The 16,754-nt window shown below is 67.4% G+C and carries 15 protein-coding genes; 9 read left to right on the top strand and 6 right to left on the bottom strand.

Annotated features, from left to right (window positions below; translation table 11 throughout):
* Positions 1 to 61 precede the first annotated feature (61 nt).
* The 5 genes from nikC (at position 62) to HAV18_RS01405 (ending at position 3,715) form a co-directional block, all read left to right on the top strand.
* Entirely contained in the window at positions 62 to 976 is a 915-nt protein-coding gene (gene nikC, locus HAV18_RS01425) for a nickel transporter permease (protein WP_166951703.1), read from the top strand.
* 1 nt (position 977) lies between these two features.
* Positions 978 to 1,892 carry an ABC transporter ATP-binding protein gene (locus tag HAV18_RS01420; RefSeq protein WP_166951700.1) on the top strand — a complete coding sequence of 305 codons (915 nt, stop codon included), beginning with the start codon at positions 978 to 980 and terminating at the stop codon, positions 1,890 to 1,892.
* The gene (locus HAV18_RS01415; RefSeq protein WP_166951697.1) at positions 1,889 to 2,665 is read left to right on the top strand and encodes an ABC transporter ATP-binding protein; all 777 of its coding nucleotides are present in this window, start codon (positions 1,889 to 1,891) and stop codon (positions 2,663 to 2,665) included. The genes HAV18_RS01420 and HAV18_RS01415 overlap by 4 nt, the downstream gene beginning before the upstream one ends.
* Positions 2,666 to 2,794: 129 nt before the next feature.
* On the top strand, positions 2,795 to 3,049 hold the full coding sequence (locus tag HAV18_RS01410; RefSeq protein WP_166951694.1) for a GlsB/YeaQ/YmgE family stress response membrane protein: 255 nt from the start codon (positions 2,795 to 2,797) through the stop codon (positions 3,047 to 3,049).
* 330 nt (positions 3,050 to 3,379) lie between these two features.
* A complete protein-coding gene (locus HAV18_RS01405; RefSeq protein WP_166951691.1) occupies positions 3,380 to 3,715 on the top strand; it encodes a type 1 fimbrial protein in 336 nt (111 codons plus the stop codon).
* A 67-nt stretch (positions 3,716 to 3,782) separates the two neighbouring features.
* On the opposite strand, the gene HAV18_RS01400 is transcribed toward HAV18_RS01405, so the two are convergent.
* From HAV18_RS01400 to HAV18_RS01390, 3 genes are all read right to left on the bottom strand, one after another.
* Positions 3,783 to 4,655: a LysR substrate-binding domain-containing protein gene (locus HAV18_RS01400; protein WP_166951688.1), complete on the bottom strand. Its 873-nt coding sequence runs from the start codon at positions 4,653 to 4,655 to the stop codon at positions 3,783 to 3,785.
* A gap of 106 nt (positions 4,656 to 4,761) precedes the next feature.
* Positions 4,762 to 5,661: a class A beta-lactamase gene (bla, locus tag HAV18_RS01395; RefSeq protein WP_166951685.1), complete on the bottom strand. Its 900-nt coding sequence runs from the start codon at positions 5,659 to 5,661 to the stop codon at positions 4,762 to 4,764.
* A gap of 217 nt (positions 5,662 to 5,878) precedes the next feature.
* Positions 5,879 to 6,739: a peptidoglycan DD-metalloendopeptidase family protein gene (locus tag HAV18_RS01390; protein WP_166951682.1), complete on the bottom strand. Its 861-nt coding sequence runs from the start codon at positions 6,737 to 6,739 to the stop codon at positions 5,879 to 5,881.
* 541 nt (positions 6,740 to 7,280) lie between these two features.
* Between HAV18_RS01390 and HAV18_RS01385 the strand changes: the two genes are divergently transcribed.
* A complete protein-coding gene (locus HAV18_RS01385; RefSeq protein ID WP_166951680.1) occupies positions 7,281 to 8,177 on the top strand; it encodes a LysR substrate-binding domain-containing protein in 897 nt (298 codons plus the stop codon).
* A gap of 480 nt (positions 8,178 to 8,657) precedes the next feature.
* A complete protein-coding gene (locus tag HAV18_RS01380; RefSeq protein ID WP_166951677.1) occupies positions 8,658 to 10,844 on the top strand; it encodes a hypothetical protein in 2,187 nt (728 codons plus the stop codon).
* A gap of 102 nt (positions 10,845 to 10,946) precedes the next feature.
* On the opposite strand, the gene HAV18_RS01375 is transcribed toward HAV18_RS01380, so the two are convergent.
* Both HAV18_RS01375 and HAV18_RS01370 read right to left on the bottom strand, forming a co-directional pair.
* Positions 10,947 to 11,687 carry a sulfite exporter TauE/SafE family protein gene (locus HAV18_RS01375; protein WP_208101631.1) on the bottom strand — a complete coding sequence of 247 codons (741 nt, stop codon included), beginning with the start codon at positions 11,685 to 11,687 and terminating at the stop codon, positions 10,947 to 10,949.
* Positions 11,688 to 11,971: 284 nt separating this feature from the next.
* Positions 11,972 to 12,988, bottom strand: a complete 1,017-nt coding sequence (locus HAV18_RS01370) for an aldo/keto reductase (protein ID WP_166951672.1) — start codon at positions 12,986 to 12,988, stop codon at positions 11,972 to 11,974.
* Positions 12,989 to 13,127: 139 nt separating this feature from the next.
* On the opposite strand from HAV18_RS01370, the gene HAV18_RS01365 reads away from it, so the two are divergent.
* Positions 13,128 to 14,039 (top strand): LysR family transcriptional regulator, encoded by a 912-nt coding sequence (locus HAV18_RS01365; protein WP_166951669.1) that lies wholly within the window; start codon positions 13,128 to 13,130, stop codon positions 14,037 to 14,039.
* Between the two features lie 49 nt (positions 14,040 to 14,088).
* Here HAV18_RS01365 and HAV18_RS01360 read toward each other — a convergent pair whose 3' ends face one another.
* The gene (locus tag HAV18_RS01360) at positions 14,089 to 15,243 is read right to left on the bottom strand and encodes a porin (RefSeq protein ID WP_166951667.1); all 1,155 of its coding nucleotides are present in this window, start codon (positions 15,241 to 15,243) and stop codon (positions 14,089 to 14,091) included.
* A 380-nt stretch (positions 15,244 to 15,623) separates the two neighbouring features.
* Here HAV18_RS01360 and HAV18_RS01355 point away from each other — a divergent pair, with 380 nt between their 5' ends.
* Entirely contained in the window at positions 15,624 to 16,721 is a 1,098-nt protein-coding gene (locus tag HAV18_RS01355; RefSeq protein WP_166951665.1) for an OpgC domain-containing protein, read from the top strand.
* Positions 16,722 to 16,754: the final 33 nt, after the last annotated feature.

Raw genomic sequence — 16,754 nt, 5'->3', positions numbered from 1 at the left:
GCCCCGACATGACCGCCTCCACCCTGCCTCTTTCCTCGCTCATGCCGAAGGTCGTCCAATCATGAACGCCGAGCGTCTCACGCTGCGCGCGTGGCTGCTATCCGACGCGCCCGCATCGCGCTCGCAGGCCGCATTCGGCCTCGCGTACCGACGCTGGCGCCGTTTCGCCACGAATCCGCTCAACCTGTTCGGGCTCGCGATCCTCGTCGCGCTGATCGTCGTCGCGATCGTCAGCCCGCTGATCATGCCGCACGATCCGCTGCGCCAGGTGCTGTCCGACCGGCTGCTGCCGCCCGGCTCGCCGTCGCACTGGTTCGGCACCGACCAGCTCGGCCGCGACATCCTCTCGCGGCTGATCGACGGCTCGCGCCTGACGCTCGGCATCGCGCTGCTCGTCGTCGTAATCGTCGTGCCGATCGGGCTTGCGATCGGCACGACGGCCGGCTATTGCGGCGGCTTCGTCGACAGCGCGCTGATGCGCGTCACCGACATCGCGCTTGCGTTCCCGAAGATCGTGCTCGCGCTCGCGTTCGCGGCCGCGCTCGGGCCCGGCGTGATCAACGCGGTCGTCGCGATCTCGATCACCGCGTGGCCCGCGTATGCGCGGCTCGCGCGCGCCGAGACGATCCGCATCGCGCAGGCCGACTTCATCCACGCCGCGCGCCTGCAGGGCGCATCGGGCCCACGCATCCTGCTGCGCTACATCGTGCCGATGTGCATGTCGTCGGTGATCGTGCGCGCGACGCTCGACATGGCCGGCATCATCCTGACCGTCGCGGGCCTCGGCTTCCTCGGCCTCGGTGCGCAGCCGCCGAGCCCCGAGTGGGGCTTCATGGTCGCGTCGGGCCGCAACGTGCTGCTCGACGCGTGGTGGGTCGCGACGCTGCCCGGCATCGCGATCCTGCTCGTGAGCCTCGCCTTCAACCTGCTCGGCGACGGGCTGCGCGACGTCTTCGATCCCCGCCATGGAGCGTGACATGCCGCTGAACCCCGCCCCCACGCCCGCACCGCTGTGCGAGATCGACGGCCTGAAGATCGGCTTTCGCGGGCACGACGGCACCGTCACCGACGCCGTGCGCGACCTGTCGCTGACGCTTGTTCCCGGCGAACGGCTCGGCATCGTCGGCGAATCGGGCTCGGGCAAGTCGCTGACGGGCCGTGCGCTGCTCGGCCTGCTGCCCGACGCCGCACGCTGGTCGGCGCGCACGATGCGCTTCGCGGGCCGCGACCTGCTCGCGATGTCGCCGGGCGAACGCCGGCGCCTGTGCGGCAGCCAGATGGGCATGATCCTGCAGGACCCGAAATATTCGCTGAACCCGGTGATGACGGTCGCGAAGCAGATGGGCGAAGCATTCCGGCTGCACGAGCCCGGGCTGCGCGGCCGCGCGCTGCGCGAGCGGATCGTCGCCGCGCTCGAGGCCGTGCAGATCCGCGACCCGGCGCGCGTGGCCGATGCGTATCCGCACGAGCTGTCGGGCGGCATGGGCCAGCGCGTGATGATCGCGATGATGGTGTCGACCGGCCCGCGCCTGCTGATCGCCGACGAGCCGACCTCCGCGCTCGACGTCGCCGTGTCGATGCAGGTGCTCGCGGTGCTCGACGCGATGATCGCGCGGCACGACACGGGCCTGATGTTCATCAGCCACGACCTGCCGCTCGTGATGTCGTTCTGCGATCGCGTCGCGGTGATGTACGCGGGCCGCGTGGTCGAAACCTGCGCCGCGCGCGACCTGCGCCACGCTTCGCATCCCTATACGCGCGGGCTGCTCGCGGCGAACCCGCCGCTCGCGAACCCGCCGGACGAACTGCCCGTGCTGCGGCGCGATCCGGCGTGGCTCGATCCCGCGCCGCACGCCGGCACGCCCGCCGATCGACAGGAGGCCGCACGATGATCGACGTCGATCACGCATCGATCCGTTTCCCGACCCGCACGGGTCACGTCGACGCCGTGCGCGACGCGAGCTTCGCGGTGCGCGATGGCGAGGTGTTCGGGCTCGTCGGCGAATCGGGTTCCGGCAAATCGACGCTGCTGCGCGCGCTGACGGGCCTCGTGCCGCTCGCGTCCGGCAACCTGTCGATCGATGGTCGCCCCGTCGGCGGCACGCCTGACCGCGCGTTTCGCCGCCACGTGCAGATGGTGTTCCAGGATCCGTACGCATCGCTGCATCCGCGCTTCACGGTCGACCAGACGCTGCGCGAACCGCTGTCGATCCACGGGATTCGCGACGCCGATGCGCGCATCGCCCGCGCGCTGTCCGAAGTCGGCCTCGGCCCCACGTTCCGCTTCCGCTATCCGCACCAGCTGTCGGGCGGCCAGCGGCAGCGCGTCGCGATCGCGCGTGCGCTGATCGTCGAGCCGCGCGTGCTGCTGCTCGACGAGCCGACGTCCGCGCTCGACGTGTCGGTGCAGGCCGAGATCCTGAACCTGCTGCGCCGGCTGCATCGCGAACGCAACCTGACGATGATCCTCGTCAGCCACAACCTCGCGGTGATCGGCTTCCTGTGCCAGCGCGTCGCGGTGATGCAGCACGGCGAGATCGTCGAGCAGCTCCGGATCGAGGACGTGCGCGCCGGGCAGGTTGCGCGCGACTACACACGCACGCTGCTGAACGCAACCGAAGGCTATCGTCGTCTCGAGCCTGCACCGGGCGCGCCGGCCGCGTGACATTTGTACGTCGCGCCGCCATGCGATACTCGCCACGCCACGCGCCGGCTTGCCGCTGCATGGAACCCTTGTGCGCCGCACGGGTCAACTTGCTTTCGTCAACAGCTCAACCGCAATAGGGAGGCGTTCATGCTGCAATTCATCGAAACCCTGGTCGTCGGGCTCATCGTCGGCCTCCTCGCCCGCGCGCTCAAGCCCGGCGACGACAAGATGGGCATCCTGATGACGATCGTGCTCGGCATCGTCGGCTCATTGTTCGCCGGCTACGTCGGCCGTGCCGCCGGCTGGTACGCGCCGGGCCAGGGCGCAGGCTGGATCGCGTCGATCGTCGGCGCGATCGTGCTGCTCGTGATCGTCGGCGCGGTACGCAAGCGCATGAACTGAACCGCGCACCTTCGGCTCCGACGCAAAACGGCCGCTCGAGACGAGCGGCCGTTTTGCTTTCCGGGCGGCACAAGGCCGTTGCCCACACAACAGTCATGACGACCGTTCGTCCTTCGATCTTATGCCACCCGGCATTTCCCTGACTTGCGCTTGCGCAGATTCGGCCTACATTGGTTTAAGCAATACGCAATCGTTTGCTTATAGCCATTATTTCGATTTTTTCATTCAAGAGGTCCAATGGTTTTGCCGTTTACGCATACAGCATCGCAGCGTTGACGGACTGCCACCCGAGCGGCCCCGCTGCGACGCGCTTCCTCTCTGGAGCCTGTCATGAAGCATTGCCATATTGCCGCCTCGTTCGCCCTGGCTGCCTCGCTTCTGGCCACTTCCTCGTCCTTTGCCGCCGGCGCGTCCGGCGTCATCCACTTCTCCGGCATGATCGTCGAGCCGCCCTGCTCGTTCGCGCTCGATACGACCGATCTCGCCCGTGGGCACGTGCGCGCCGACTGTCCGCGCCCGGCAACCGGCCAGATCGCGTTCGTCGACGCAGCGAGCCAGCAGGCCATCAAGACCACGACCTTTACTCAGGCCTCGCGCGCAATCGTTTTACCGAACCGTCCCGGCAACAATCAGGCACCGATGATCGCCGTCGTGACCTACCAGTAAAGCCGTTCGCCGACGCGGCACCCGACGGGTTCCGCGACCGGTTCGGCGCACGTGTGCGCTTCGCCGGTCAATCGCGATGGCGTGCGATCCAGTCGCTGAACGCGCGGATCTTCTGCTGGTTGCCGATGTTCTCGGGATAGACGAAGAAGTAGCGCGCGCCCGTCTCGAGCACGATGTCGAACGGCCGTTCGAGCCGGCGCGCGCTGACGTCGTCGTCGACGAGCGTCACGTCGCCGATCGCGACGCCGAAGCCCTGCATCGCCGCGTTCGTCGCGAGATCGAGCGTGTCGAACGTCGGCCCGCGTGCGGGATCGACGCTACGCTCGCCCGCGTGATCAAGCCAGGCGCGCCAGTCGCGATGGTCGCGGGTCGGATGCAGCAACGTATGGCGCGCAAGATCGCCGACCGAGTCGAGCGGCGACGCCTGCCGCAATTCGGGCGCGCATACGGGTGTCAGCCGCTCGTCGAACAGCGGCAGCGCGAACACGCCGGCGCCCGGCGGCGTGCCGTAGACGATCGCCGCGTCGAACGGCTCGGTCGAGAAATCGACGACGTGCTGCCACGCGGTCGTGATCTGCACGTGGAGATCGGGATGCTCGCCCTGGAAGCGCATGATGCGCGGCAGCATCCAGCGCATCACGCAGGTCGGCACCTTCAGCGCGAGATCGGTGCGCTGCCGCGTGAGCTTCATCGAGATGTCCTCGATCCGCGCGAAGCTCTCGTTGACGACCGGCAGCAACTGCTCGCCCTCCGCCGTCAGCGTGAGGCCCTTCGCATGCCGCTTGAACAGCGGAAAACCGTAATGCGCCTCGAGCGTCTGGATCTGCCGGCTCACCGCGCCCTGCGTGATGCACAGCTGCTCGGCCGCGCGCGTGAAGCTGCGGTGGCGGGCCACCATCGAGAAGATCTGCAGCGCGTGCAGGGGCGGAAGTCGGCGCATGAAGAAGGCAAACGGAAAAACGGCGCGGAAGGACCGCGCGCCGACCCCGGCGCGCGCTGTCCGACACGATAAGCCAAACGCCGGTTTTGCGCGAGGCGCGAGGCGCTCAGGCCGTCGCGGTGAGCGCGCCCGCCACGATACGCGCCGCGGAAGCGACGACGTCCGCGCGGGCCGCGGCGGCGGCCTGCGGCTGCGTGAACGACACGGCCATCACGATCGGCGCGCGCGACGGCGGCCACAGCACCGCGATGTCGGTCGTCGTGCCGTAACCGCCCGTGCCGGCCTTGCCTGCGATGCGCCAGCCGGGCGGCACGCCCGCCGCGATGCCGGTCGCACCACGCGCGCCGCCGGCCATCCATTCCGTCAGTTGCGCACGCTGCGGTTCGTGCAGCGTGTTGCCGAGCAGCAGCCGCTGCAGCGTGTCGACCATCTCGACCGGTGTCGACGTGTCCCGTTCGTCGCCGGGCGCCGCGTTGTTCAGTTCGGGTTCCCAGTGATCGAGGCGGAACGTCATGTCACCGCTCGTGCGCGCGAACGACGTGACGGCCTGCGGGCCGCCCAGCACGCCCATCAGCAGGTTGCCGGCCCCCTTGTCGCCCGATTGCAGCATCGCCACGCACAGCTGCTCGATCGTCATGCCCGTGTCGACGTGGCTTTCCGTGATCGGCGAGCCCGACACAATTTCATAGCGGCGGTAAAGGATGCGGCGCGGCAGCAGCGACGCGTCGAGCGAGCCGCGCGCAAGCATCGCGGCGGCCGCGACGACGGCATACGTGCCGCACAGCGGGAAGCGCTCGCGCGCATGGTGAGCGATGCGCACGCCGTTCGACGTATCGAGCGCGGCGACACCGAGCCGGCCATTCGAGGCCTTCTCGAGCGCGGTCAGTTCGGCCTGGGCGGTGTGCGCGCGCCCCTGGTCGGCGACCGGCGCGGACGTGCACGCGGCGACGAACGGCGCGGCTACGGCGGCAAGCAACAGCGAGCGGCGTGTCGGAGAGTGTTCCATGGATGAGGTGGGTTCTGTCTTCTGTCGGAAACGGTGGCACGAAGCGACGCGGGCGCGCGTCGAAACGGCGCACCCGTTCACGCCGGCGGCCGGCCCGCGACGGCATTCGCCGCGCATCCCCGAAAGACGACCGTCGGCCCCGCGACGCGCGGGACTCGCATGAACAGGCCCTAGCGTAGCAGCGACCGCCGCCACGCTCCAGCGAAACGGCCCTGCTTCACCCTTGTGACGAAGGCAGATACGGCATCGGATTGACCGGCTTGCCGTCGCGCCGCACTTCGAACAGCAGCGCGACACGCGAGTTGTCGAGATCGCCCATCTCGGCGATCTCGTCGCCCTGGCGCACGATATCGCCCGTCTTCACGAGCAGCTTGCGGTTGTGCGCATACGCGGTCAGGAAATCCGCGTTGTGCTGGACGATGATCAGGCTGCCGTAATCGTTCAGGCCGGTGCCGGCGTACATCACGCGGCCGTCGGCCGCGGCGCGGACCGGGTCGCCCGGCCGGCCGGCGATCTGGATGCCGCGGTTCTGCCCCGGCCGAAACCCGTCGACGATCTTGCCGCTGGCGGGCCACTTGAGCGCGACACCGCCTGCATGCCGCTTCGTCTCCTTGACGACCTGACGGTCGTTCGCGGTCGACGCGGTGGCCTGCGCCGACGCCGGGTTGCTCCCTGCGCCATTGCTCGTGGCCGACGAGGCGGCCACCTGCGTGCCGCCCGAGCCCGGCGGCGGCAACGGCTGCTGCTTGACGATACGCAGCACCTGCCCCATGCGCAGCCTGCCGTTCGCGCCCAGCTTGTTCCAGGTGCGCAGGTCGGCCACGCTGCAGCCGTTCGCGGTCGCGACGCCCGTCAGCGTGTCGCCGCGCTTCACGACATACTTCTGCGCGACGAGAATCGGCGCCGGAGGCGGGGTGGCGGCCGACGGCGCAATGGCGAGCGGGCTCGACGGCGACGGCTGTCCCGCCTGCGTGTCGCTCGGCGGAACGGACTGCGTGCCTGCACAACCGGCCATGACGAGCACGGCTGCCAGGCCTGGCAGCCACGCCGCGTGACGGTGAATCTCGCGCGTTTTCATGGACGATCCGACTCCGGTTTGACAATCTTTCAAGCATCTCAAAAACGGAACGGCCGACGTGTAACCGGATGCAAACAATGATGACAAACGATCACGAACCGGATGCCGGCCGGCATTCGCTACCGGTAATACGGTCCGATCCAGAAAAACTTGATGGTCTTTTACGCGAAAACGGAAGAATTTTCGTTTCAGGAAACTATGGCGGATCTGTTTCGATAGGCACGAAGCGTGCGATTACCGCCCACGCCCACTGCGGCGCGCGTCCGCCGCGACGCTCAACGCAGCCACGCGGCGAGTTCGGAGCAGGCCCACGCGATGCCGATACACAGGAACAGCACGTGCAGCGCGATCTTGAACGACACGCCCCACGACGAATCGATCTGCATGACAGGCTCCCCGGTTGATGTGCGGCCATGATCCGCCATCGATCGCGCCCCGAAAATGCGGAACCGGCGAATCGGGCCTCAGGCTGCGCCTGAGACCACGGTTGCGGTTCCCTGCTAACTTATCGGCCATTCCAATACGATCGCCCCCAACCATCATGCGCTTCGACCTGACCGACCTGCGGCTCTTCCTGAACATCTGCGAAGCCGGCACGATCACGAGCGGCGCCGAGCGGACCCACATCACGCTGCAGGCCGCGAGCGAGCGCATCCGCGGCATGGAGGACGAGCTCGGCGTACCGCTGCTGCACCGGACCAAGTCGGGCGCGCAGGCAACCGACGCAGGCCGCGCGCTCGAACACCATGCGCGCACCGTGCTGCAACAGATCGACCACATGCGCGGCGAACTGCAGCAATACGGCCAGGGGCTGCGCGGGCATATCCGGCTGTTGTGCAACACGGCGTCGCTGAGCGAATACCTGCCCGATGCGCTGGCCGATTACCTGCCGCATCATCCGAAGCTGTCGATCAGCGTCGAGGAGCGCTCGAGCCAGGAGATCGTGCATGCGATCCGCAACAAGACGGCCGAGGTCGGGATCGTCGCCGATTCGGTCGGGCTCGGCGGGCTCGAACAGAAGCCGTTCCGCGAGGACTGGCTGATCGTCGTCGTGCCGGCCGCGCATCCGCTCGCGTCGCATGACAAGGTCGCGTTCGACACGATCGCCGATGCCGACTTCATCGGCCTCACCGACGGCAGCGCGCTGCAGGTGCATCTCGCCGACCAGTCGCGCGCGCTCGGCAAGCGGATCCGCTATCGCGTGCAACTGAAGAGCTTCGATGCGATCTGCCGCGTGATCGCCAGCGGCGTGGGCATCGGCATCGTGTCGCGCCATGCGGCCGAGCGTGCGATGCAGACGATGGACGTGCGACTCGTCGAGCTGTCCGATCCGTGGAGTCACCGCCGACTGACGCTGTGCGCGCGGTCGTTCGACGCGTTGCCGAAATACACGCGGGAGTTCGTCGCGTTCCTGTCCGGCGAAACCACGCTGCAGTGACGCGCGCCGTTCGCGGTCGATGTCGCGATGCACCGCACGATTCGCTTCGATCCTTATGGATAACGTTTTCTTTAAAATTCCGGCAAACGCACATCGCTGGATAACCCTTCTGCTCGACGCGTCCGCGTCAACATCCCGCACTGCATCTCGTCTCAGCCGGAAAAAATCCCGGTAATTTTCGCGACATTCCAAGCTCGCGCGCCATTCCCTCCTTTCCACCATCCGGGTTTGTCCCGGCGCATCCAGCGTGAAAGTTCATTGACATCATGCCGCTCGATGCCTAAATTTGGAAAACGTTTTCCAATGTATTCGCGCGACGCCGGTCACGGCCCGTGCAGGGAGAACGCTTGCCCGCTCGAGTGGTGATTCAGGCCGTCCGTCTTCAGGGATCAGGGTTCAAGACGGAGACCAGGCACGGGCATCGAGCGCGGCAACGGCCACACCCGCCCGTTCCTCATCACTATTCAAACTGGAGACACAATGCATCCGCGCAGCAGATTCGCGCTCGGCGCCGCGCTCAGCGCCCTTTCCGTCGTGTTCGTCAGTGCCTGCGGCGGCAACGACATCACCGATCCGCCGTCTTCGTCGTCCCCGCCGTCCGGCTCGACGCCGACGTCGCCGCCCGCCGCCACGCTCGCGGCGAGCTCGCTGCAGGCGCTCGTCTACGGCGCGGCCGACACGAGCGTGCCGGCCGGCACCGATACGCCGATCACGATGATGGGCCAGATGCGCGCGCTGTTCGACCTGATCCGGAAGTCGCCCGACTTCACGCAGGTCGTGATGGATCTCGGCGACGGCACGCCGGTCCACGTGCTCGACACGAACACCGGCGACAAATTCCTGCCCGGCAAGCTCGCGCTCGGCCTGTCGTACATCCTGATCGACATGAAGTCGAAGAACGATCCGCAATACGCAAGCTACCTCGCGACGTACCAGACGATCACGACCGCGATGATGGCGCAGTCGGGCGGCAACTACACGTATGCGAATACGTCCTGGGGCGAGTACTACTACCTCGTCGCGCTGAACAACCTGAAGGCGCACGGGATGCTCAACGAAGTCTTCAGCGACGCGATGCTCGCGACGCTGCAGCAGCGGCTGCGGTTCTGCGACATGTTCGGCCCCGACGCGAGCGGCAAGACTGACACGTGCCCGGCCGCCGGCACGCCGATCGACATCGCGTCGCTGAACACCGCGCAGAACTACTATGCGGTGTCCTACGGAATCGCCGGATTGCGCCAGAAGCTCGGCTGGAGCAGCCCTTCGTTCGCATCGAAGACCGATCCGTCGGTCGCGACGATGGGCGCGCGCGACGCGCTGCTGTACACGCTCACGAACCACATCCGCAACGATTCGTCGGGCGGGTTCTCGGACGAAGCGTCGAACACGCACACGACCTATTACGACCAGGCGCGCTTCGACCGCTACAGCACGCTGCTGATCGGCGAAGTCACCGAGCGCACGCTCGAGATGGGCAACGAAGCGAATCTCACACCGGAACTGAAGGGGTATCTGCGCAAGTCCGTCGACCTGATCCTGCCGCAGCTGAACGGCGACGGCGAAGGTTTCAACTACGGCCGCTCGATCGGCCCGTACGGCGATTCCGCGTTCATGGAAGTGCTGACGGCGGCCGCCAACGCCGGCGTGCTGTCCGATCAGGAGAAGCAGATCGCGTACACGTTCATCTCGAAGGCCGCGCATCGCTTCGACACGTTCTGGTACGACCCGTCGCTGCCGACGCCGTCGGTGAACATGTGGGTCAAGGGCCGCGGCACGGACGCGTATCGCGGCAAGCCGCGCGTGATGGGCGAGAACTTCAGCCTGCTGCACCAGTACCTGTACGTGAACGCGTGGTGGAACAAGCTCGGCTTCGGCGGCAAGGCGCCGATGGCCGATGCCGACTACAACGCGTGGCTCGACGCGCTGCCGCACTACACGCTCACCTGGTACAACCAGCCGAACGATCCCGCGCATCCGTACAGCGCGGCGCTGGTGACCGTGCGCGATGGCCGGCGCGTGATCAACCTGAACCTCAGCCAGGCGCCCGACTACAACTCGTTCACGCCGTACTACCCGGTGCCTTCCTCCGACAAGCTGACCTACGGCACGACCGATCTCGGCTACGCGCTGCTGATTCCGCAGGTGTCGTACAACGGCAAGACCTACATTCCCGTCACGTACTACAAGAACCTGAATGTCCAGCAAGGCAACGGGCAGGTGATCGTGTCGTTCGATACCGCGAAGTTCCGGCTCGCATCGAAGAACGCGGCGTATACGACGGATCTCGACCTGCAGGTGCACACGGTGCTGACGTTCGCGCACGGCTCGGTCTCACGCAGCGATACGCTGAGCACGGGCACGCTCACCGGCAACCTGTCGGTCGAGACGGACTTCACGTCGTTCGCGGATTTCGCGTCGACGCAGGCCAACGGCGACGGCGTGTCGGTCACGTACGCGAACAGCGCCGCGACCGGCTATGCGGCGTCCGGGTTCGACAACTGCGCGCTGTCCGCCTTCGACACGGTGAACGGCACGACGAATCCGCTGTCGACGACGCCGATCGGCCAGTTGCATTCGAACTTCGCGTGCACGACGAAGCCGTTCGCACTCGGCACAGGCGCGACCCGCACGTTCGGGTGGACGCTGAAGTACGCCGACCCGGCCTGAGCGGTGTGACCCACGTCCGGTGAATGCACCCGAAGCCGGTTGTCGAAACCGGCTTCGGGATCGTCACGGACAGCGGGCATCACGCACGCCGGCGATGCCCGCTCACAGCCACCCCGAAGCCGCCATATACGCGCCGAGCGCGATCAGCCCGACGAAGAAGCAGCGCTTGAACGCCTTCTCGCTCATCACGCGCCGCGCATATTGCCCGCCGGCCATACCCGCCAGCGCGGGCACGAGCGCGAGCGCCGACACGCCGAGATCGACTGTCTCCAGCGCCCCCGTCACGCGCAACTGCAGGCCGAGCACGATCGTCGATGCGGTGAACGACAGCCCGAGCGCCTGGATCAGGTCGTCCTTCGACAGCCGCAGCGCCTGCAGGTACGGCACGGCAGGCACGACGAACACACCGGTCGCGGCCGTCACGACACCGGTCAGGTAGCCGACCACGGCCGACAGCCATTTTTCATGGCGCCCCGGCGCGGGCAATCGCATGGCGGCCAGCCCCCACAGCCCGTAGAGAATCAACACCACGCCGAGCGCCGCGTGTGTCCAGGTGCTGCCGGCCGCGAGCGCGGGCAGCCCGCCCGTCAGCGTGCCGATCGTCAGACCGGCGAGCAGCGGCCACAGGCGGCGCAACAGCGGCCCGAACGACGGGCCGAGCCACAACTGCCACACATTGGTGATGAACGACGGCACGAGCAGCAGGCTCGCGGCGGCCGACGGCGGCATCGCGAGCGTCAGCAGCCCCATCGCGATGGTCGGCAGGCCGAGCCCGATCATTCCCTTGACCGCGCCGGCCAGCAGGAACACCACCGCAATGATGGTCAGCGTATGAATGTGCATGAAAGGCATTCCGTCCGGTTGAGTACGGCGCCGATGGTGAACCCCGATCGCGCCGCCCGCCATCTGGCTTTGCCTGAGGCTGGCTAGGGCTTGCCGGACGGAGCCGGTCGCGCGATTGTGCCGATGTGATGTCGCGCCGCGGGCCACGGGCCGGCGAAACTCGCGCCGCCGGCGTCAAGGCAGGCGAGGCCGGACCATGCATCCGGGTTGCCGAACCCCGCCCCGGCACCCGATTCCGAGTCGAATGCCGCACCCGTTCCGAAACAGAAGCCGATCTGAACCGATCAGTCCCCGTGAGATCTCCCCCGCCCCTGCTCGCTGTCGAGGTGCGCCATCTGTGCGGCCGGATAGCGCTCACCGGCAGCCGCCCCGGCGGGAACCGCCGCTTCGATGTGGGCGATGTCCTTGACCGTTAGTTGCATCTCTGCCGCCTGCAGCGCGTCCTGAAGCTGCGTGCGCTTGCGCGCGCCGATCAGCGGCACGATATCGCCGCCGCGCGACAGCACCCACGCGATCGCGACCTGCGCCGGATTGCTGCCCTTCTCGTCGGCGATGGCGCGCAGCGCGTCGACGAGTGCGAGGTTGTGCGCGAGGTTCTCGCCCTGGAAGCGCGGGCTCGCCGCGCGGAAATCGCGCTCGCCCTGCCGTGCCGTGCTCCAGCCCCCGCCGAGCAGCCCGCGCGACAGCACGCCGTAGGCCGTCACGCCGATCCCGAGTTCGCGGCACGCGGGCAGGATCCCGGCCTCGATACCACGCGACAGCAGCGAATACTCGATCTGCAGGTCGGAGATCGGCGCGACGGCCGCCGCGCGGCGGATCGTGTCGACGCCGGCTTCCGACAGGCCGATATGGCGCACATAGCCGGCCTTCACGAGATCGGCGATCGCACCGATCGTCTCCTCGATCGGCACCGCCGGATCGACGCGCGCCGGCCGATAGATGTCGATGTAGTCGGTGCCGAGCCGTTTCAGCGAGTACGCGACGAAGTTGCGGATCGCCGCCGGCCGCGCGTCGTAGCCGGCAAACCCGCCGGCCGGGTCGCGCAGCGCGCCGAATTTCACGCTGATCAGCACTTGGTCGCGTGCGCGGCCGCGCAGCGCATCGCGAATCAGCATCTCGTTGTCGCCCATTCCGTAGAAATCGCCGGTGTCGAGCATCGTGATGCCGTGGTCGAGTGCCGCGTGCAGCGTCGCGATGCTCTCGTCGCGGTCGGCCGGCCCGTAGAAGTCCGACATCCCCATGCAGCCGAGCGCGAGCGCCGACACCCGCGGGCCGGTACGGCCCAGTTCACGCGTATCCATGTCCGTTTCCTCGAGTGATGAATCGACAGGCCGGATTCTGGATGCACCGCGGCGCACGATAAATGCGAAACACTCAACCAATCCATTCGACGCTGATTAACAATGGAGCCTGCCCCATCCGCCAACGCACCCGCCCCGCATGGACCATCTGCAAGCAATGCGCATCTTCGCGCGCGTCGCCCATCTCGGCAGCTTCACGAAAGCGGCCGAGCAGCTGCAACTGCCACGCCCGACGGTCAGCAACGCCGTCCAGTATCTGGAAAAACACCTGAAAGTCCGCCTGCTGCAGCGCACGACGCGGCGCGTCGCGCTGACAACCGAGGGCGCGACCTACTACGAGCGCTGCATGCGCTTGCTGGCCGATCTCGACGACGCGGAAACGCTGTTCGAGGATGCCGGCACGACGCCGCGCGGCGCGATCCGCGTCGACCTGCCCGAGCGCTTCGCGGTGAACCAGATGATTCCGGCGCTACCGGATTTCCACGCGCGCTACCCCGACCTGCGCGTCGTGATCGGCACGACCGACCGCTTCGTCGATCTCGTCGCCGACGGGATCGACTGCGCGGTGCGAATCGGCGCGATGTCCGACACGTCGCTCGTCGCGCGGCGCATCGGCGAACTGGCGCAGGTCAACTGCGCGGCGCCCGCGTATCTCGAACGGTACGGCACACCGCGCTCGCCGGACGAGCTGCCCGACCACGTCGCGGTCGGCTATGTCTCGAGCCGCACGGGCCGCGAGCTGGACTGGGAATATGCGGACATGGATTCGGGCGAGCTGCACGCGGTCAAGATGCGCAGCGTCGTATCGGTCAACAGCTCGCAGGCGTATCTCGCGTGCTGTCTTGCGGGCCTCGGGCTGATCCAGGTACCGCGCGAAGGGCTCGCGCCGCTGCTGGCCGACGGCTCGCTGGTCGAGGTACTGCCGGAATGGAATGCCGAGCCGCTGCCGGTGTCGGTGGTGTTTCCGACCGGGCGGCATCTCGCGCCGCGCGTGCGGATCTTCGTCGACTGGCTCGCGGAAACGCTCGGCGCCACGCCCTGGGCGACGTGACGGCAGCCGGCGCCGAAGCACGCGGCCCCGGCGCCACCCGATCAGAACATCAGAACTTGTGGCGGATCGCGGCACGCACCGCGAACTGGTTCGACGACGCCGACGGGCCGTCCGTCCCGACCACGTAGCCGCCATCGGCCGCCGTGCCGGTCTTGTCGCCGGCAACCTTCTGCCATGCGCCCTGCAGGTAGACGTCAGTGCGCTTCGACAGGCTGTAGTCGGCCATCAGGCCGACCGTGTGGTATTTCGGCTTGAACGACCCGGCCGCGGCATCGAACTTGCCGTCCGTGTACACGTATTGCGCGCCGAGATAGAAATCAGGCGTGAGCTGGTACTTGCCGTTGATCTCGAAGTTCTGGAACTTCGTCGCGGTCAGCCCGAGGCCGGCGAACGTCGATGCCGGCAGGTAGACGGTCGACACCGGATTCTTCACGTCCGTCTTCGTGTAGACGAAACCGACCGTGGCCGGGCCGAACGTGTAGTTGACGCCGCCGCCGAAGATCCGCAGGCGGTCGGCGATGAAGTTCGCGTCATCCGCCGCGATCGCCCCCGCGCTGCCGACACCCGGGTTGTTCGCCTGCAGGTACGCCGCCGCGACCTGCAGCCCGGCCAGCGAATATTGCGCACCGAGGCTGTACTGGCGGTTGTTCGAGAAGCCGGTGCTGTTGCTGAAGCTGTACGTGCCGCCGAACGTCAGGCCGTTCCAGTCGGCGCTCGCATACTTGACCGTGTTGTTGACGCGGAACGAGTTGTCCGTGTTGTCGTTGTCGAACGGGTGCGAGAACAGCGTGCCGCCCCAGTTGCCGTTGGCCGTGAGCGGCGCGAGATAGTCGACGACCGAGTCGTACTGGCGGCCGAAGGTCAGCGTGCCGAAGCGCGACTCGGAGAGCCCGACGAATGCCTGGCGGCCGAACATGCGGCCACCCTGACCGAGCCGGCCGTTGTTCACGTCGAAACCGTTTTCCAGCGTGAAGATCGCCTTCAGCCCGCCGCCGAGATCCTCGCTGCCCTTCAGGCCCCAGCGGCTGCCCTGCGCATAGCCGCTCGCGAGCTGGTAATTCGATTTTCCGACCCCATTGACGTTCACGTTGTTCGTGTAATTGAAGCCTTCGTCGATCACACCGTACAGCGTCACGCTGTTCTGGGCGAAGACCGGCGCGGCGAAAGCGGCCAGCGCGGCGGTAAAAATGACGTGCTTCTTCATGACGGATCTCCGGAGCCGGGGCCGGGCAGGTCGAGCGCCCGGCGAATGTTTGATCTGTTGTATGTGTGGCCCGCAGGGCGGACGACGCGGTGTGCGGCCGCGTGAGGACAAAATGGTGTCACGTCGCAAACCGTCCGTCCATCGGGGTATGTGAACCCGGCGCAAAACGTTGCGCTCGTCCAACTGCCCTGCCGCGCAGACTGCCTGACCCGGCTTATCGGCAGCGGCAGGACGGCCCGCCATCCGCGTAAACCCGAGAGGTGGCGCATCGGTGGCACAATGCGCATCCGTTCGTCATTTCTTCACGAAGTCATGCTTCACCCCGATTCATGCGCGGCGCGTGCCGGCCGCGCACGCGGCCCGCGCCGGGAGGCGGTCCGATGACCGCACCGGCCCGGGCCGGCCGCTACGCCGAGCTCGATTTCTTCCGCGGCCTCGTGCTGCTCGTCATCGTCGTCGACCACATCGGCGGCAGCATCCTGTCGCGCGTGACGCTGCACGCGTACGCGCTGTGCGACGCGGCCGAGGTGTTCGTGTTCCTCGGCGGCTTCGCGACCGCGATCGCGTACAACTCGCTCGCCGAGCGGCACGACGAAGCCGCCGCGCGCCAGCGCTTCATCCGGCGCGCGTTCGAGATCTACCGCGCGTTCCTCGTGACGGCCGGCTTGATGCTGCTGATCACGGCCGCGCTGAACGCGTTCGCGATCGACGGCCCGAACATGCCGACCAACGACCTCGACGGCCTGCTCCACAAGCCGCTCGCCGCGCTGCGCGACATCCTGCTGTTCCGCCGCCAGCCGTACCTCGCATCGGTACTGCCGATGTACGCGTTCTTCGCGCTGCTCGTCCCGCTCACGCTGCCGCTCGCGCGCACGCAGCCGTGGCTGCTGCTCGCGTTCAGCGGCTCGCTGTGGGTCGCGGCGCCGCACGTCGCGCGCTTCTTGCCGACCGTCGAAGGCGCGCCGTGGGATTTCAATCCGTTCGCGTGGCAGTTCCTGTTCGTGCTCGGCGTGATCGCGCGCTGCCAGCCCGTCTACCAGACGCTCGCGCCCAAGCCGCAAGGCTGGCTGCTGACGGCCGTCTCGCTCGCGATCGTCGCGGCCGGCGCGTATTACCGGCTGCGCATCGAACCGTTCCCGACCGATCCGTCGATCAAGCAGAACCTCGGCGCGCTGCGGCTCGCGAACTTCCTCGCGATCGCGTGGCTCGCGGCCAAGCTCGTCCACCTCGGCTGGATGAAGAAGGTCGCGCACGCGATGCCGTGGATCGGCACGATCGGCCGGCAGGGGCTGCTGTGCTTCGTCGCGGGCACCGGCATCTCGCTCGCGGTCGATTCGCTGCTTTACCAGGCGACCGAAGGTTATCTCGACGTGAAGCTCGGGCTGACCGCCGACGTCGTCGCGATGGGCCTGCTGTATCTCGTCGCCAAACTCTACGGGCCGCTCGTCGCGCGGCTGCCGTTCCGATCGCGGCGATGACATGCCGCGCCGTCATGCGCCGCTGCTACGATA

The sequence above is a fragment of the Burkholderia sp. D-99 genome (assembly GCF_011605345.1).
Taxonomy (GTDB): Bacteria; Pseudomonadota; Gammaproteobacteria; order Burkholderiales; family Burkholderiaceae; genus Burkholderia.
This window is presented reverse-complemented; position numbering and strand designations above follow the sequence as displayed.

Coding starts and splice junctions, on each gene's coding strand:
- HAV18_RS01400 (WP_166951688.1), bottom strand. CDS start 4,655: ATGCGCCGACTTCCGCCCCTGCACGCGCTGCAGATCTTCTCGATGGTG.
- HAV18_RS01380 (WP_166951677.1), top strand. CDS start 8,658: ATGCATCCGCGCAGCAGATTCGCGCTCGGCGCCGCGCTCAGCGCCCTT.
- bla (WP_166951685.1), bottom strand. CDS start 5,661: ATGGAACACTCTCCGACACGCCGCTCGCTGTTGCTTGCCGCCGTAGCC.
- HAV18_RS01370 (WP_166951672.1), bottom strand. CDS start 12,988: ATGGATACGCGTGAACTGGGCCGTACCGGCCCGCGGGTGTCGGCGCTC.
- HAV18_RS01365 (WP_166951669.1), top strand. CDS start 13,128: ATGGACCATCTGCAAGCAATGCGCATCTTCGCGCGCGTCGCCCATCTC.
- HAV18_RS01375 (WP_208101631.1), bottom strand. CDS start 11,687: ATGCACATTCATACGCTGACCATCATTGCGGTGGTGTTCCTGCTGGCC.
- HAV18_RS01405 (WP_166951691.1), top strand. CDS start 3,380: ATGAAGCATTGCCATATTGCCGCCTCGTTCGCCCTGGCTGCCTCGCTT.
- HAV18_RS01360 (WP_166951667.1), bottom strand. CDS start 15,243: ATGAAGAAGCACGTCATTTTTACCGCCGCGCTGGCCGCTTTCGCCGCG.
- HAV18_RS01385 (WP_166951680.1), top strand. CDS start 7,281: ATGCGCTTCGACCTGACCGACCTGCGGCTCTTCCTGAACATCTGCGAA.
- nikC (WP_166951703.1), top strand. CDS start 62: ATGAACGCCGAGCGTCTCACGCTGCGCGCGTGGCTGCTATCCGACGCG.
- HAV18_RS01410 (WP_166951694.1), top strand. CDS start 2,795: ATGCTGCAATTCATCGAAACCCTGGTCGTCGGGCTCATCGTCGGCCTC.
- HAV18_RS01420 (WP_166951700.1), top strand. CDS start 978: ATGCCGCTGAACCCCGCCCCCACGCCCGCACCGCTGTGCGAGATCGAC.
- HAV18_RS01415 (WP_166951697.1), top strand. CDS start 1,889: ATGATCGACGTCGATCACGCATCGATCCGTTTCCCGACCCGCACGGGT.
- HAV18_RS01390 (WP_166951682.1), bottom strand. CDS start 6,739: ATGAAAACGCGCGAGATTCACCGTCACGCGGCGTGGCTGCCAGGCCTG.
- HAV18_RS01355 (WP_166951665.1), top strand. CDS start 15,624: ATGACCGCACCGGCCCGGGCCGGCCGCTACGCCGAGCTCGATTTCTTC.